Origin of the sequence: Streptomyces sp. So13.3, assembly GCF_005860785.2 — a bacterium.
Classification (GTDB): Bacteria; Actinomycetota; Actinomycetes; order Streptomycetales; family Streptomycetaceae; genus Actinacidiphila; species Actinacidiphila fildesensis.
Window position 1 is genome coordinate 1,149,183 of sequence record NZ_CP048835.1, and the last position, 16,069, is coordinate 1,165,251.

12 protein-coding genes and 1 pseudogene are annotated in these 16,069 nt (G+C 71.9%); 5 read left to right on the forward strand and 8 right to left on the reverse strand.

Annotation, left to right across the window (positions count from 1 at the left end):
- The first annotated feature begins 27 nt into the window (after positions 1-27).
- From C8250_RS05425 to meaB, 3 genes are read left to right on the forward strand one after another with little or no spacing between them, the layout of a single operon-like run.
- Positions 28-1,929, forward strand: a complete 1,902-nt coding sequence (locus C8250_RS05425) for a methylmalonyl-CoA mutase family protein (protein WP_138353463.1) — start codon at positions 28-30, stop codon at positions 1,927-1,929.
- Entirely contained in the window at positions 1,929-4,178 is a 2,250-nt protein-coding gene (scpA, locus tag C8250_RS05430; RefSeq protein WP_138353462.1) for a methylmalonyl-CoA mutase, read from the forward strand. The genes C8250_RS05425 and scpA overlap by 1 nt, the downstream gene beginning before the upstream one ends.
- Before the next feature lie 4 nt (positions 4,179-4,182).
- On the forward strand, positions 4,183-5,178 hold the full coding sequence (gene meaB / locus C8250_RS05435) for a methylmalonyl Co-A mutase-associated GTPase MeaB (RefSeq protein WP_138353461.1): 996 nt from the start codon (positions 4,183-4,185) through the stop codon (positions 5,176-5,178).
- 15 nt (positions 5,179-5,193) lie between these two features.
- Here the strand turns inward: meaB and C8250_RS05440 are convergent, their stop codons facing one another.
- Positions 5,194-6,204 (reverse strand): LysR family transcriptional regulator, encoded by a 1,011-nt coding sequence (locus C8250_RS05440; RefSeq protein ID WP_138353460.1) that lies wholly within the window; start codon positions 6,202-6,204, stop codon positions 5,194-5,196.
- A 258-nt stretch (positions 6,205-6,462) separates the two neighbouring features.
- Between C8250_RS05440 and snpA the strand changes: the two genes are divergently transcribed.
- Positions 6,463-7,122 carry a snapalysin gene (snpA, locus tag C8250_RS05445; RefSeq protein ID WP_138353459.1) on the forward strand — a complete coding sequence of 220 codons (660 nt, stop codon included), beginning with the start codon at positions 6,463-6,465 and terminating at the stop codon, positions 7,120-7,122.
- Between the two features lie 85 nt (positions 7,123-7,207).
- Here snpA and C8250_RS05450 read toward each other — a convergent pair.
- From C8250_RS05450 to C8250_RS05470, 5 genes and pseudogenes are all read right to left on the reverse strand, one after another.
- A pseudogene (locus C8250_RS05450) lies at positions 7,208-7,824 on the reverse strand (DUF6629 family protein).
- Between the two features lie 80 nt (positions 7,825-7,904).
- Complete coding sequence (locus tag C8250_RS05455; protein ID WP_138353458.1) at positions 7,905-8,573, reverse strand: NAD-dependent epimerase/dehydratase family protein; 669 nt, start codon at positions 8,571-8,573, stop codon at positions 7,905-7,907.
- 115 nt (positions 8,574-8,688) lie between these two features.
- Complete coding sequence (locus tag C8250_RS05460) at positions 8,689-10,812, reverse strand: tetratricopeptide repeat protein (protein ID WP_187144741.1); 2,124 nt, start codon at positions 10,810-10,812, stop codon at positions 8,689-8,691.
- Entirely contained in the window at positions 10,809-11,987 is a 1,179-nt protein-coding gene (locus C8250_RS05465) for a hypothetical protein (RefSeq protein ID WP_187144742.1), read from the reverse strand. Before C8250_RS05465 ends, C8250_RS05460 begins: the two co-directional genes overlap by 4 nt.
- 288 nt (positions 11,988-12,275) lie before the next feature.
- A complete protein-coding gene (locus tag C8250_RS05470) occupies positions 12,276-12,713 on the reverse strand; it encodes a GNAT family N-acetyltransferase (protein ID WP_138353456.1) in 438 nt (145 codons plus the stop codon).
- Positions 12,714-12,764: 51 nt separating this feature from the next.
- Between C8250_RS05470 and C8250_RS05475 the strand changes: the two genes are divergently transcribed.
- The gene (locus C8250_RS05475) at positions 12,765-12,995 is read left to right on the forward strand and encodes a hypothetical protein (RefSeq protein ID WP_232485998.1); all 231 of its coding nucleotides are present in this window, start codon (positions 12,765-12,767) and stop codon (positions 12,993-12,995) included.
- A gap of 12 nt (positions 12,996-13,007) precedes the next feature.
- On the opposite strand, the gene C8250_RS05480 is transcribed toward C8250_RS05475, so the two are convergent.
- Positions 13,008-13,952: a glutathione S-transferase C-terminal domain-containing protein gene (locus C8250_RS05480; protein WP_138353455.1), complete on the reverse strand. Its 945-nt coding sequence runs from the start codon at positions 13,950-13,952 to the stop codon at positions 13,008-13,010.
- 40 nt (positions 13,953-13,992) lie between these two features.
- Positions 13,993-15,987 carry a sigma-70 family RNA polymerase sigma factor gene (locus C8250_RS05485; RefSeq protein ID WP_138353454.1) on the reverse strand — a complete coding sequence of 665 codons (1,995 nt, stop codon included), beginning with the start codon at positions 15,985-15,987 and terminating at the stop codon, positions 13,993-13,995.
- Between the last annotated feature and the right edge of the window lie 82 nt (positions 15,988-16,069).

Sequence of the window (16,069 nt, forward strand, 5' to 3'; positions counted from 1 at the left end):
CTTTAGCGGCTGCCCTAGCCTTTCCTCATGACGGTCCTGCCTGATCCCGGACTCCCCTTGGCCGACGAGTTCCCCGACGCTTCCCGCGAGCAGTGGCAACGCCTTGTCGAAGGCGTTCTCACCAAAGCGGGTACAGCGGTCCCGGGTACCCCGGCCGAGGAAACGCTGTCCACCATGCTCCAGGACGGCATCGCCACCCGTCCGCTGTACACCGCGCAGGACAGCGCCGCGGATCCCGGCTATCCCGGCTTCCCGCCGTTCACCCGCGCCGGACGGCCGGAGGGCACCGCGGGCACCGGGTGGGACGTGCGCCAGCGGCATGCCCGGCCCGATCCGAAGCGCACCAACGAGGCGGTGCTCGCGGACCTGGAGAACGGCGTCACCTCACTGTGGCTGCTGGTCGGCGGCACCGGCATGCCGGTGTCCGGGATCCCGGCGGCCCTCGAGGGCGTCTATCTCGACCTGGCGCCGGTCGTTCTGGACGCCGGCCCCGAGTTCGAGGCCGCCGCCGCGGAGTTGCTGCGCCTCTACGGGACGCGCGGGGTGCCCGCGCACTCGGCGCTCGGCAACCTCGGCGCGGACCCGCTGGGGCTGGCGGCCCGTACCGGACAGCACTCCGCCCTCGACGCGCAGTCGGCGGCCGCCGCCGCGCTCGCCGCCCGGTGCGACCGTGAGTACCCCGGACTGCGGGCCCTGACGGTGGACGCGCTGCCCTACCACGGGGCCGGTGCCTCGGCCGCGCAGGAACTGGGCTGTTCCATCGCCACCGGCGTCGCCTATCTGCGGGCGCTGACCGCCGCGGGACTGACCGTCGACGCGGCCTGCGCCCAGCTGGAATTCCGTTACGCGGCGACCGCCGACCAGTTCCTGACCATCGCCAAGCTGCGCGCCGCGCGGCGGCTGTGGGCCCGGGTGGCCCAGGCCAGCGGGGCGGCCTCCACCGCGGGGGCGCAGCGCCAGCACGCGGTGACCTCGCCGGTGATGATGACCCGGCGCGACCCGTGGGTGAACATGCTGCGCACCACCGTCGCCTGTGTGGCGGCCGGTGTGGGCGGCGCCGACACCGTCACCGTGCTGCCCTTCGACGACGCGCTCGGCCTGCCGGACGACTTCGCCCGGCGGATCGCCCGCAACACCTCGTCGATCCTGATGGAGGAGTCGCACCTGGCCCGGGTCATCGACCCGGCGGGCGGCTCCTGGTACGTGGAGCAGCTGACGGACGAGCTGGCGCATGCCGCGTGGTCCTGGTTCCAGGAGATCGAACGTGCCGGGGGCCAGGCGGCGGCGCTGCGGTCCGGTCTGGTCGCCGAACGCCTGTCGGGCACCTGGGAGCAGCGGTCCGCGGACCTCGCGCACCGCCGCGAGCCGATCACGGGTGTCAGCGAGTTCCCGAATCTGTCCGAGCAGTCGGTGGAGCGCGAGGCCGCGCCCGATCCGGCCGGGGTCGCCGAAGGGGACGGCGGCGGACTGCCGACGGTCCGGCGCGACGACGCCTTCGAGGCGCTGCGGGCCCGCTCCGACGCCCATCTGGCCGCCACCGGTTCCCGGCCGCGGGCCTTCCTGGCCGCGCTGGGCCCGGCCGCGGCGCACACCGCCCGCGCGAGCTTCGCCGCCAACCTCTTCCAGGCGGGCGGCATCGAGACCGTCCAGGACCCGGTGACGGTCGACGCGGCGTCGGTCGCCGAGGCGTTCGCGCGCAGCGGCGCCACCGTGGCCTGTCTGTGCTCCAGCGACAAGCTCTACGCCGAGCAGGCCGTGGACACGGCGGCCGCCCTGGTCTCGGCCGGCGCACTGCGGGTGTTCCTCGCGGGCCGCCCTGGCGAGCAGCGTGAAACGTATCTTCGGGCCGGAGTCGACGAGTTCGTCTTCGCGGGCGGCGACGCGGTCGCCGTCCTCGCCTCCGTCCTCGACCGCATGGGAGTGGCGTGATGCAGGGCAGCACGGGGCAGCCGGGACCGATCCCGGACTTCGCGGACATCGGCCTGGAGCCGGACGGCCCGGCGGATGCCGCCCCCGGTGGCGGCATCACCGGTGACCAGTGGCGGGCGGCCGTGCGGGAAAGCACGGGCAAGGACGACGAGGACCTGCTCTGGCAGACCCCGGAGGGCATCGCCGTCAAGCCGCTCTACACCTCCGACGACCTGGCCGGGCTCGACTTCCTGGAGACCTATCCGGGGATCGCGCCGTATCTGCGCGGACCGTACCCGACCATGTACGTCAACCAGCCGTGGACGATCCGGCAGTACGCCGGCTTCTCCACCGCCGAGGAGTCCAACGCCTTCTACCGGCGCAACCTCGCGGCCGGGCAGAAGGGGCTGTCGATCGCCTTCGACCTGCCCACCCACCGCGGCTACGACAGCGACCATCCGCGGGTCACGGGCGATGTCGGCATGGCGGGCGTGGCCATCGACTCCATCTACGACATGCGGCAGTTGTTCGACGGGATCCCGCTGGACCGGATGAGCGTGTCGATGACGATGAACGGCGCGGTGCTGCCGGTCCTCGCCCTCTACATCGTCGCGGCCGAGGAACAGGGTGTGCCCCCGGAGAAGCTCGCGGGGACCATCCAGAACGACATCCTCAAGGAGTTCATGGTCCGCAACACCTACATCTACCCGCCGCAGCCGTCGATGCGGGTGATCTCCGACATCTTCGCGTACACCTCGCAGAAGATGCCGCGCTACAACTCCATCTCCATCTCCGGCTACCACATCCAGGAGGCCGGGGCCACGGCCGACCTGGAGCTGGCCTACACACTGGCCGACGGTGTCGAGTACCTGCGCGCCGGGCTGGCGGTCGGTCTTGACGTGGACGCGTTCGCACCGCGGCTGTCGTTCTTCTGGGCCATCGGCATGAACTTCTTCATGGAGATCGCCAAGCTGCGCGCGGCCCGGCTGCTGTGGGCCAAGCTCGTCAAGGGCTTCGATCCCAAGAACCCCAAGTCGCTGTCGCTGCGCACCCATTCCCAGACCTCGGGCTGGTCGCTGACCGCGCAGGACGTGTTCAACAACGTGCCGCGCACGTGTGTGGAGGCCATGGCCGCCACCCAGGGCCACACCCAGTCGCTGCACACCAACGCGCTGGACGAGGCGCTGGCGCTGCCCACCGACTTCTCCGCGCGCATCGCCCGCAACACCCAGCTGTTCCTGCAGCAGGAGTCGGGCACCTGCCGGGTCATCGACCCGTGGGGCGGCAGCGCGTACGTCGAGAAGCTCACCCACGATCTCGCCCGGCGCGCCTGGCAGCACATCGAAGAGGTCGAGGCCGCGGGCGGCATGGCGAAGGCCATCGACGCGGGCATTCCGAAGCTGCGCGTCGAGGAGGCCGCTGCCCGTACCCAGGCCCGTATCGACTCCGGGCGGCAGGCGCTGATCGGCGTCAACAAGTACCGCGTCGGCACGGACGAGAAGATCGACGTCCTCAAGGTCGACAACTCCTCGGTCCGCACCCAGCAGATCGAGAAGCTGCGGCGGCTGCGCGCGGAGCGCGACGAGGGCGCCTGCCAGGACGCGCTGCGCGCGCTGACCGCGGCCGCCCGGGACGGCAACCGGCCCGGCGGCGGCCTGGAGGGCAACCTGCTCGCGCTCGCGGTGAACGCGGCGCGCGCCAAGGCGACCGTCGGAGAGATCTCGAACGCATTGGAGGAGGTGTACGGGCGGCACGTCGGCCAGATCCGTACCATCACCGGTGTGTACCGGGACGAGGCAGGAACGTCACCCGGCGTGGAGCGCACCCGCAAGCTGGCGGACGCGTTCGCCGAGGCCGAGGGCCGCCGCCCGCGCATCCTGGTCGCCAAGATGGGCCAGGACGGCCATGACCGCGGCCAGAAGGTGATCGCCACCGCCTTCGCCGACCTCGGATTCGACGTCGACGTCGGCGCGCTGTTCCAGACGCCGGCCGAAGTGGCCCGGCAGGCGGTCGAGGCGGACGTCCACATCGTCGGTGTCTCCTCGCTCGCGGCCGGCCATCTGACGCTGGTGCCGGCGCTGCGCGAGCAGCTCGCCGAGGCCGGCCGGGAGGACATCACGATCGTCGTCGGCGGCGTCATCCCGCCGCAGGACATCGAGACCCTCCACCAGGCGGGCGCGGCGGCGGTGTTCCCGCCCGGCACGGTGATCCCGGACGCGGCGTACGACCTGCTGAACACCCTCGCCGCCGCTCTCGGCCACGAGTTGTGAGCCGATGGCACCCACGATCGACATCGACGGCTACATCAAGGGCGTCCTCGACGGGTCGCGGCCGCACATCGCCCGTGCGATCACCCTCGTCGAGTCCACCCGCCCCGCCCACCGCGAGCTGGCCCAGCGGCTGCTGACCGAGCTGCTCCCGCACTCGGGAACGGCGCGCCGGGTCGGCATCAGCGGGGTGCCCGGCGTGGGCAAGTCCACGTTCATCGACGCGCTCGGCACCCTGCTCACCGGCCTCGGCCACCGGGTCGCGGTCCTCGCCGTCGACCCGTCCTCGACCAGGACCGGTGGCTCCATCCTGGGCGACAAGACCCGGATGGAGCGGCTGGCGGTGGACCCGGCGGCCTTCGTGCGGCCCTCCCCCACCTCCGGCACGCTGGGCGGCGTGACCAGGGCCACCCGTGAGTCGATCATCGTCATGGAGGCGGCGGGCTACGACGTGGTGCTCGTCGAGACCGTCGGGGTCGGCCAGTCCGAGACCGCCGTGGCCAACATGGTCGACTCCTTCCTGCTGCTCACCCTTGCCCGCACCGGCGACCAGCTGCAGGGCATCAAGAAGGGTGTCCTGGAACTCGCCGACATCGTCGCCGTCAACAAGGCCGACGGTCCGCACGAGCGCGAGGCGGCCTCCGCCGCCCGGGAACTGGCCGGCGCACTGCGGCTGCTGCAGCCGCTGGACGCGGGCTGGACGCCGCCCGTGCTCACCTGCAGCGCGCGGGAGAACAGCGGACTCGACGCGGTCTGGGAGCGCCTCGAACAGCACCGGCGCGTGCTGCGTACCGATGGCCGGCTGGAGGCCAAGCGGCGGGACCAGCAGATCGAATGGACCTGGTCCATGGTCCGCGACCAGCTCCTCGCCCGGGTGCGCGAGCACCCCGACGTCCGTGGTCTCGCGCCCGTGGTGGAACGGCAGGTCCGCGAAGGCACCCTCACCGCGACGCTCGCCGCCGAACGCCTGCTCGCCGCCTTCCAGCCGCCGGACGCCGGCTGACCGCTCCGGCGGGTGTCAGGCGCAGCCGGCGGTCCGGGACAGCTCGTCCTCGTCCACGTACAGCAGCGGCCGGTTGTTCCTGGCCAGCCACTGCCGGTACGTGGTCGCCGCGGCGGCCGCCTCCCGGTAGGCCGCCACCAGATCGGCGTAGAGCGCTTCGACCTCGGCGGTTCCCACCCCACCGGCGGCACCTTCGGGCAACGCCCGGGACGCCATGAAGAGTTCGACCGCTATCGGGTCGCCGCGCAGCGGCCGGATGGCCATGCCGTGCCGGGGCTGCGAAGTCGGCTGGCAGGGGGCGACCGCCTCACCGGCGGCGACCATGTCGGCGGCGGTCAGATAGTCCCCGTACGCCACTCGCGGCGTGAACCCCGATGCGCGCAGGGCCCGTTGTACACCGTCCCACTCACCGTCCACGCTCGGGTCGACCATCCAGCGGTCGCCGGCGACGTCGGACAGCGAGACCACGCTCTGGCGCGCCGCCGGATGGTGCGCGTGCAGGGCGATGAACTGCGGTTCCCGCGCGACGAGGACCCGCCGTTCGAGACCGTCCGGGATCCGTAGCGGCGCACCCTCGACCTCGTGGACGAAGGCGACGTCGAGCTGGTTCAGGGCGACCATCTGCAGCAGGGCGTTGGCCGACACGTCCACCCGGATCGTGGTGTCCGAGTCCGGCAGCCGGGCGTGCACCCTGCTCACCCATCCGGCCATGGCGCGGCTCGCCGTGCCGCCGATCCGCAGATGCGGTCCCGCGGCCCTGACCACCGCCGCCTGTGTCTCGGCCACCAGCGTGTTCATCTCGGCGACGAGCGGCCGCGCCCGGCACAGGACCGTGCGCCCCAGCGGCGTCGGGCGGCTGCCCGTGCGCTCCCGGGAGAACAGCTGTCCGCCGAGGGCGCTCTCGATCCGTCGGAGCTGTGTCGTCAAGGACGGCTGGGTCATCCCCAGCTGCCGCGCCGCCTTGCGCACACTGCCGGTATCGGCGATGGCGCACAGTGCGCGAAGGTGCCTCACCTCGAGCTCCATGAGCGGAGGATATGGCGGGATCCGCACGTCGCACCAGGGTCCCGAACCGCAGCAATACCCGTCTTTCGCGTACGAGTTGGCCACCCGGTACCGGGGATGTTCCCGGCCTATCGGCCCCTGACATCATCCCCGGCGGCGCGCTTCTCCCGCACACTCACCGGCAACAGCAGTTCATCCCCCAGCCCCGGTCGCCGTTCCCCCCAATGCAGCTGTACCCGACAGCGACCGACGGCTTCTCGGAGGAGAAGGAGACCCCCCATGCGATACCCCAAGGTGCTGCTCGCGGCAGCGCTGGGCATCGGCCTCGCTGCGAGTCTGGGCACTGTGCCCGCCATCGCCGCCGCCCCCCAGGCGGACCAGTCCGCGGCCCAGGCCTCGGCGTCCTACGCCACCTACGCCGGTTCGAACGAGAACGCGGCCGCCAACAAGGCGTTCTTCGACGCCGTCCAGCGGTCCGTCGCGGCCAAGCGCGCGGCCAACCCCGGCCTGCAGACCGTCACCCTCATCTACAGCACCGGCAACGCGCCGTCGTTCAGGTCCCAGATATCGCGCAGCGCGCAGATCTGGAACTCCGCGGAGAAGAACGTGAAGCTCCAGGAAGGCAGCAACGCGGACTTCGCGTACTACGAGGGCAACTCCAGCCAGGGCTCGTACGCCAGCACCGACGGCCACGGGAACGGCTACATCTTCCTGGACTACCGGCAGAACCAGCAGTACGACTCGATCCGTGTCGTCGCCCATGAGACCGGGCACGTGCTCGGCCTCCCGGACCACTACTCGGGTCCGTGCAGCGAGCTGATGTCGGGCGGCGGCCCCGGCACCTCCTGCCGTAACGAGGTTCCGAACGCGACCGAACGCGCCCGTGTGGACCGGCTCTGGGTCAACGGCCTGGCGGCCGGGACCGTGGCGCGCCGCTAGGGCATGTCCCTGGTCCGTTCCGCCTGATGGCCCGAGGTCCCCGCACCGCACGGTGCGGGGACCTTCCGGCGCCCGGCGCCCTGGGTCACGGACCGGCCGGGCGACGGTGCACCCAGGCGAGGACGACGACGGAGGCGACAGCGGCGAAGGCGCACCAGGTGGAGATGAACTCCAGCCGCCACACCACCGCGCGCATCAACGCACCGGCCGCGACGAGCCCGCCGAGCAGCCGCAGCAACCGGTCGCCACTGAGAAGCAGCGAACCGATGGTGGCGACGAGATAGCCCGCGATGATCAGCGACGACTGCGGCAGGTCGAGACCGTAGCCGACGGTGTGGCCGCGGACGTCGGCGGTCACGGTCCGGGTGGTGAGGACTACGCGAGCGTCACGGCGGTGACGAGCCCGACGAGGGCCGGGATCATCAGCAGCCGCCGTGCGCTCCTGGGCGCGGCGAGCAGCACCCCGAACGGCACCCACACCGGCAGCAGCGGCAGGGCGATGACGGCCCAGGCCGTGGTGGCCGGCCCCGCGCCGCCGTCGGAGCGCCAGACGACGGACTCGATGATCTGATGGGCTCCGAGGATCAGCGGCAGCGCCGCGATCGGCAGATCGCGGGCCCGCCGCACCCGCGCCACGCAGGCCACCCCGATCGCGGCGATACCGGTACCCACCACGAGGTCGGCTGTCGCGCTCCAGCACATGAGGTCACCCGGGGATCGGAGGGGACGGCGGATCCAGGTACAACGATCTCCACCGTACGACCCCCGCGCCGCCGCAACGGTCAGGCGGCGCCCAGCCGGTTGATGTCCTTGCTGTACAGAATGTGTTCGCCGGCGCCCTTGAGGGCGACCACGGCGAGCATGGCCCGTCCCAGGTGCTCGGTCGTCGTGGTGTGTCCTGGTGCCAGCCTGCGCAGCACCGGGTAGAGCCAGGACGTCAGGGAGTACGCCACCCGGTACCAGCGGGTCCTGGACTTCTCCCCGTTCAGGGGCTGGATCCAGGCGGGACAGAACATGTACGCGTGGAAGTCCAGGGCGAGCAGTTCGTTCTCGGTCCTGCCCTTCACCCGGGCCCACGCCGAGCGGCCCCGCTCGGTGCTGTCGGTGCCCTCTCCCGAGACGTAGGTGAAGGTCAGGGACGGGTTGCGCGCGGCGAGCGGGGTCGCGGCCGCGAGGGTGCAGTCATGCGTGATCCGCACGTACTCCTCCTGGCTCCGCCCGCCCGACGAGACACCCAGGCAGAAGAAGCACGCGTCGAGGCCGGCGAACTCGTCCTCGATCGCGGAGAAGTCGGTGAAGTCCCGGTGGATCACCTCACGGACCTTCGGGTGGCTCCGGCCGAGCGGCGCACGGCCCACCACCAGGACGCTCTCGACCCGGTCGTCCAGCACGCACTCGCGCAGGACCCCCTGGCCGACCATGCCGGACGCACCGAAGATGACTACGTTCACGTGCGTGTCCTCGCGATGTCGGCATGCGGATGGGCAGGGCCGTGGGTCGGCTCGGGCAGGGTACCCCGAAGCCGGTTCCCATCGGCGGACGGCGGCGCTGTAGTCCTTTCCCCCGTCAGCCCGCTACCGCGACCGCCAGGGCCGCTTGGCATTCGGCGAGTTGGCATTCGATGGCGTCGCGGTCGGCGCCGGGCAGGTCGAGCGCGTGCCGGTAGTCCGCGATGGCGGCCCGCCAGCTGCCGGCCGCCTGGTGGGCGAAGCCGCGGTTGTACAGGAGATCGGCGTCGTCCCCGGTCACCGCCAGGGCGCGGGTCAGGTCGTCGACGGCCGCGGCGTGGTCGCCGGCCTCGTAGTGCAGGACGGCACGGTTGGCCAGGGCCGCCGAACGCAGCGGGTCGGCGGCGAGTGCCTCGTCGAAGGCGCGCAGGGCTTCGTCCGCGTCGTCCTGTTCCATGGCGATCAGGCCCCGCGTGCACAGCAGGTCCGGTTCACCCGGGTGGAGTTCGAGGCCCTGCGCGAGCTGGACGGAGGCGAGTTCCGTGTCGCCCTCGTCGATGAGCAGGGAGACGAGGTTGACCCGGGCGGCGAGATAGTCGGGTTCGAGCTCCAGGACGTAGCGCAGGTCGCCGATCGCGCCGTCGGTGTCACCGGCGGCCGCGCGGGCGTCGGCCCGGTTGTAGTACAGCTCGTGGATGGGCGGGGTGAGGGTGGCGGCCTGGTCGTAGTCGGCGAGCGCCGCTTCCAGGTCGCCCCGCTTGTACTGCAGTGCGGCGCGGTCGCAGTAGTACTCGGGGTAGTACGGGTCGAGCGCGAGGACGCCGTTGAAGTCCTCCAGCGCCTCGTCCAGCCGGCCGAGGGCCACGTTGACCTGGGCCCGGTTGTGCAGCAGCACGGAGCGGTGCAGCGACTGCCTGCCCGGCTCCAGCTCGCGGTCCAGCCGGGCCAGCCCCTCGGTGACCAGCCGCAGGGCGGTCTCGGGGTTGCCCCGGCGCAGTTCGACCAGGGCCAGTCCGTTCTCGTGGAAGACGGTGTGGAAAGCGCGGTCGGCGGGATCCGGCAGCTGCTTGGCGATGGCGATGGAGTTGTTGACGTACTGCTTCGCCAGGTCCGAGTCCTGACGCTCGGCGGGGTGGATCCGCGTGTACAACATGGACAGGGCGTAACTGGAGACCATGTGCACCACCGGGTCGGTGTACCGGCCGCGCAGCTCTCGGTAGATCACCTCGGCTTCCTCCGTACGCCCCAGCGCGCCCAGCGCCTGGGCCGTCTTGCCGCCGGCCACGCAGTACAGCCGCTCCTGTGCCACCGGGTCGAAGCTGTCGCGTCCTTGGCCGCCGAGTTCGATGGCCGCGTCGTAGTAGCCCATCCGGAGGCAGTAGTCGGCGGCGGTCAGCAGGTCGCGGCACTCGTCATCGGTCCGTCCGCCCGCGTGCGCGCGGTGGTAGGGGATGGCGCCGAGCCGCAGGCTCCAGTCGTCCTCCTCCTCGAGTTCGACGGCGCGGACACGGTGCAGTCCGGAGCGCAGCCGCGGATCGGCGTTCCGGTAGGCGGCCACCTCCGCCGGGATGTCGCTGGTGCCGTCGGAGATGATGTACGCCTGGAGGAGTTCGTTCTGCACGCGGGTGTCGGGCGCCGCGGGTGCGGCCGGCAGCTCGGTACGCCGCGCCTGGCGGTCCAGGGCCTGCGCCAGCCCGTCGGGGAGGTCCGGGGAGGCGCTGGTGCCGACCGCGATCGTGAGGACCTCGGTCCGGGCACGGCGCAGCAGGACCGTGATCAGTTCCTGGTCGGTCGGGTCGGCGGCGTGCAGGTTGTCGAACAGGACCAGTTGCGGCCGGCCCGCCGTCGTACCGGCCTCCTGGGCCCACGCGTTGAGGAACTCGGTGAGTCCATGGGCGATCCTGCGGGTGCGCAGGGGTGAGTAGTACCGGGTCCGCTCGGTCGGCGACGCGAGGGACGTCAGTGTCTGCGGTGGCGCGTCGACGAGGTCCTTGAGTTCGGGCGCGACCGAGAGGATCTCGATGGCATGCCGGGCGACCAGCGCGGGCCTGGTCTTGAGCACCTCGGGCACGATGGCGCGCAGCAGGCTGCCTGCCGCGGTGTACGGTCCGCGCAGCCGCCGGTGGCAGTCGACGGTGGTCAGGTGCCCGGCGGCGGCGAGTGCTTCGGCGGTCGCGGCCCGCACCCTGCGGTCGGGTCCGCTGAGCCAGCTGTGGCGGGGCGTCTGGCGGTTGCTGCTCATGTGGTGCGTTCCTCTCTGCGGGCGCTCTTCCTGGCCGGCAGGAGGAACGGCAAGACGAATTGCGCGAGGATCACGGTGACGGAGCCGATGGAGTCCCAGAAGGCGAGGCCGGTGCCGCCGTCGCCGGTCAGCCCGGCGGCCACCCGGGTCACGAACTCCACCAGCGCCGGGATGATGGCGAGGGCCGCCCAGCCGAAGAGGAGGATGACGCCGCCGATCATCGCGGGGGCGTACCAGCGCGCCACCGCGGCGTCGCGCGGTGACCAGGGCCCGGCGTCGGCCGGCCTGGGGCGGACTCCGGGCACCCACCGCCATTGCCTGCGCAGCCGGGCGGTCGCCGCTTCGTGCAGGTCCGTGCAGCCCAGCACCGTCGTCACCATGTAGTAGAGGTCGGTGCGCAGGAAGAAGAAGAACTGCCAGGCGATCCTGAACAGGGTGGGGAAGGCGAACGCCAGGGCGACACGGCCCGGCCAGGACAGCCCGCCGTTGGCCGCGTCGGCTGCGGCGCCCACCGTCAGGGCCGAGAAGAGCAGGACGTCGGCGAGGACCCCGGCGGTGAAGGGCAGATAGCGGCGCCGGCTCGGTACGCCGAGCAGGCCGTCGAGATGGGTCTCCAGGACGAGGAAGTACATCCGCCGGCCCACGGTCATCCGGGATCCGACCCCGAGCCGGCGGGCGGCCAGGACATGGAACAGCTCGTGCCACAGCAGACCCGGTATCTGGCCCAGCAGCAGCACGAGTTGGGTGAGGAGCAGGGAGTCCGCCAGGAAGATCGCGTGGGGGTGCGGGCGCGCCTGCGGTTCGCGGACCATCGCGACGACGCCGGCGGCGGTCAGCACGGCGAAGACGATCCAGGCCGGGGGCGAGAACAGCCATCGGCCCAGCCGCTGGTGGCGCACCGTGCCCAGGCGTGCGGTGTCCTCGCCCTCCGAGCGGACGAAGCCGCAGTCGTCGAGGGTGCTGAGGAAGTCCGTGATGTCGACCGGTTCGCCGTAGGTCTCCTGGTACCAGCGGGCGGCGGCGGTGGTCTCCATGCCGTCCATGAGGCGTCGCAGCAGTTCGGCGCCGTCCGCCGGGAACGTCACGTAGGACTCGATGTCCGGGCGCCCCACAGTGACCTCGTCGCGTTCGGTCACGAAGGTGAGCTCATGGAATTCCGGGTACGGTGCTGTCATCACGCGTCTCCTGCAACGGCCTGAGCCCGCGCGCGGGAGGGCTTCCCGCACACGGGCCAACAGCGGAACTCAGATCAGCACCAGGGCCAGGTCCCGTACTGGGACGAAGCCGAGGTCAGCTTGACCGGGCCGTTCTTGCGGACAGTGATCTTCTTCATGACATCACCTCCTCAGGCGGAAGGTGATGACCGTGCTCGGCAACACTGCAGAAACACTCAGGTCCTGCGGGACCCCCAGCTCAGCACGGTGTACGCGGCCGATTACGGCCCGTCATCCGGACGTCGTCCGTCAGTCGAGCGGCAGGACATAGCAGACGAAGCCGTGGTAACGCGTCACCCTGTCGTACAGCGCCCGGGCCTGCGCGTTGTCCTGCCGGGTGTGCCAGTACAGCCGCGGCACAGCACGTTCCCGCGCCGCCTCGGCCACCTGCTCGATGAGTGCCCGCCCCGCCCCGAGGCCCCGCGCCGCCTCGTCGACGAACAGGTCCTGCAGATAACAGGCGCCGGCCGACCAGACGTTGGCGTGGAACAGGTAGTGGGCGATGCCCACGACCTCGCCGTCCAGACGCGCGGCGATCCCGTACAGCTCCCCGCCGTTGATCAGTCGCTGCCATGTCTCCTCGTACCCCGCGTCGGGCACGGTCGTCCCGTAGAACGCCATGTAACCGCGCGCCAGTACTTCCCACTTCACGCGGTCCCAGGGACGCAGGGGACTGATTTCCAACATGGCGCCATCCTGGCACGGGCGGGTGGCCCGGGACCTCGGGCCCGGGTCACCGTGCACGCGGCCGCCGACGCCGTCGTCGAGCGCATCAATCCGGCGGTGGGTGTGGTGGAGGCGGTCGAGGCGGGCACCTGCGCCCTGGACACCGGTGCCGACACGGTGGAGACGCTGGGCGTGTACCTGGGCATGCTGGGCTACGACTTCGACGTGACCGGCCCGCCGGAGCTCCTGGCCCATCTGCGCGAACTGGCCGTCCGCTACGCCCGGTCCGCCCCGGCGGAGTGAGCGGTCGGAGCCTCAGGAGCCCAGGGCCTCGCGGCCGTGCGGGGTGGTCCAGCCGGACAGGTCCGGGCCCTTGGGCACGATGCGGGACGGGTTCAGCTGCTCGTGGGTGGCGTAGTAGTGCCGCTTGATCTGGTCGAAGTCGACGGTGTCGCCGAAGCCGGGGGTCTGGAAGAGGTCGCGGGCGTAGGCCCACAGCACCGGGTTCTCGGTGAGTTTGTTCCGGTTGCACTTGAAGTGGTTGTGGTACACCGCGTCGAAGCGCACCAGCGTGGTGAAGAACCGCACGTCCGCCTCGGTGATGCGGTCGCCGACCAGGTACCGCTGTCCCGCCAGCCGCTCGGTGAGCACGTCCAGCCGGCTGAACAGGGCGTCGTAGGCTTGCTCGTACGCCTCCTGCGAGGAGGCGAAACCGCAGCGGTACACACCGTTGTTGACATCACGGAACAGGTCGGCGGCGACCTCGTCGATCTCGGGACGGAGGTGCGGCGGATAGAGGTCGGGCGCTCCCGGCCGGTGGTACGCGGTCCATTCGGTCTCGAGGTCGAGGGTGATCCGCGGGTAGTCGTTGCTGACGACCGTCCCGGTCTCCGTGTCGACGAGGGACGGGACGGTGACGCGGCCCTCGAAGGCCGGATCCGTCCGCAGGTACGCCTCGGACAGGAAGCCGATCCCGAGCACCGGATCGCGGTCGCCCTCGTCCAGGGTGAAGCGCCACCCCCGCTCGTCACGGATCGGATCGACCACGCCCAGGCTGATCGCGTCCTCCAGGCCGAGCAGCCGCCGCACGATGATCGCGCGGTGCGCCCATGGGCAGGCGAGCGAGACGATCAGCCGGTAGCGGCCCGCCTCCGGCACCCGCCCGCCGGTGCCGTCGGCGGTGATCCGATCGGTGAAGCGGTTCGCCTGCCGGGTGAACTCGCCCTTGGTGCCCGTCTCCCGCGCGAACTGTGCAGCCATGTCTCCGACCCTACCCAGTGCACCGCGAGGCTGCCACGCCTCAGCCCGCGGCGCGGAACGCCCGGCCCGCCTCGGTCGCGACGGCTCCGCTGCGGAAGAGGCCGCTGCTGGGGGCGGTGTCCGAGGCCGGGAGGCCGAACCAGGCGTAACGCTGCACATAGGGCAGTGCCGCCAGCATGGCGGTGGAGGCGGTGACGAAGGAGGCCTGCTGCTGCGGGGTGGGGAACCTGGTGCCGTGCGAGAAGTCGATCAGGGCGTACTCGGTGAGCCAGATCGGCTTGTGGTACCGGTCGTGGACGGCCTGCAGATACGACTTCAGCCGGCTGACGGCGGCGGGGGTGGAGAAGTCCCCGCCGTACCAGTGCAGCGCGATGAAGTCGACGCGGTAGCCCCGGGCGGCGGCCCCGGACATGAAGCGGTCGAGCCAGCCACCGGCGGTGTCACCGCCGTAGGCCACGGCCGGGCTGCCGACCGTCCGGCCGGCCGCGCTGAGCCGGGGCCACAGGGACAGCGCCTGCTCCACCGTCATGTTGGACTGCGCTGCCATGTCGGGTTCGTTGAAGCCCAGCAGGTAGGGGCTCTCGGCGCGGGCCTGCGCCAGGGCGGCGTCGGTGACGGACGCGGCGCCCCAGATCATCGGGACGAAGCCGGCGGTGCCGGACCCCGCGACCCCCTGATGCCGGGTGGACCAGGTGTAGTACCAGCTCGCGCCGGACTGCGTCAGCGCCTGGTCCACCCCCGGAAACGTCCAGACGCCCACGCCCTTCTTCGCCGAGCGCGCGACGGGGACGGTGGCCGCCGGGACCGGGTGCCGGGACGGGGTCACGGTCGGGGTGGGTGTGGGTGTACGGGAGGGGGTGGGCGTCGTGGACGGTATGCCGGACGGTGCCGCGGCCTGCGGGGTGACGGCTGCGGACGTGGACACCGTCGGCGCGGGCGCGGCGTCGGCGGCGAGCGGGCCCGGAGGGGCCGCGGTCAGATGAGTGGCGACCAGGACGCCCGCGACGATGACCGCCGCGGCCGCGAGCGCCGCCGCGCCGGCGACGGGAGGGCGCCGGAACACCGACCTCGCGCCGCGCGGCGGCCGGGAGTGCGCGGCCCGCGCCCTTCCGGGCGCACCGCTCAGGCCGGACGGATGCGGAACGGCGGTGTGCGGCACGGCCGCGTGCGGGACGGCCGTGTGCGGGACGGCCGTGTGCGGGACGGCCGTGTGCGGCGCCGCCGCCGGGAGCACCTGCGCGACCAGGCCGGCCGGTGGCACCAGCAGCGGCAGCCCGCCGAGCAGCCGGTTCATCGGCAGCAGTTCGCCGATCTGTCCGCCGCAGGCGGCGCAGCCGCGTACGTGCCGGGCCAGCCGCTTGCGCCACAGCGGGCTCGGCGTTCCGTCCCAGTCACGGGTGAGGGCGGCCAGTTCCGTGCAGCTGCCCGGATGCCCGACGTGGTGGAGCGCGCGCACCACCGAGCGGGCGGTCTCCATCTGTTCCTTCATCCGCTGGACGCGTACCGCGGCATGGCGCCCCGACAGGCCGAGGGCGAGGGTCAGTTCGGCCCGGTCGAGTTCACCTGTCTGTTCCAGCCACCACAGGGCGAGCAGTTCCTGGTCGTCGCCGTCGAGCCAGCGGGTGGCCTCGGCCACCTCCCGGCGCTGGTCGGTGAGGCGCAGCCGCAGGATCGTGAGCGCGGCGAAGTCGGAGCCGGGATCGGGCAGTTGCTCAGCGGCCTCCAGATCGGCCCGGCGATGGCGCGCGGCACGGTGCTGCTGCTCCAGGTCACGCACCTGATGGACGGCGATGGCGACCATCCAGGAGCGGAAGGACCGCGGATCCCGCAGATCGGGCAGCCCGCGCACGATCCGCAGCAGCGTTTCCTGGACCACGTCGTCGACGTCGCTGTGTCCGTTCAGCGCCCGTCCGACGATGTTGTAGACGAGCGGGACGCAGTCGGCGAGCAGCTCGTCCAGCGCCCGCCGGTCGCCGCCCCGGGCCGCGATCACCGTGCCGGTGTCCGGTCCGCCGCTCCGCTCGGTTCCTCGCATCGCGCTGTGCTCCCTGTCGTTCGCCCGTTGCCCCGCCCCCGCGCGCCGTCCGCCGGGATCGGCACTTGTCCGCCGTTCAGGA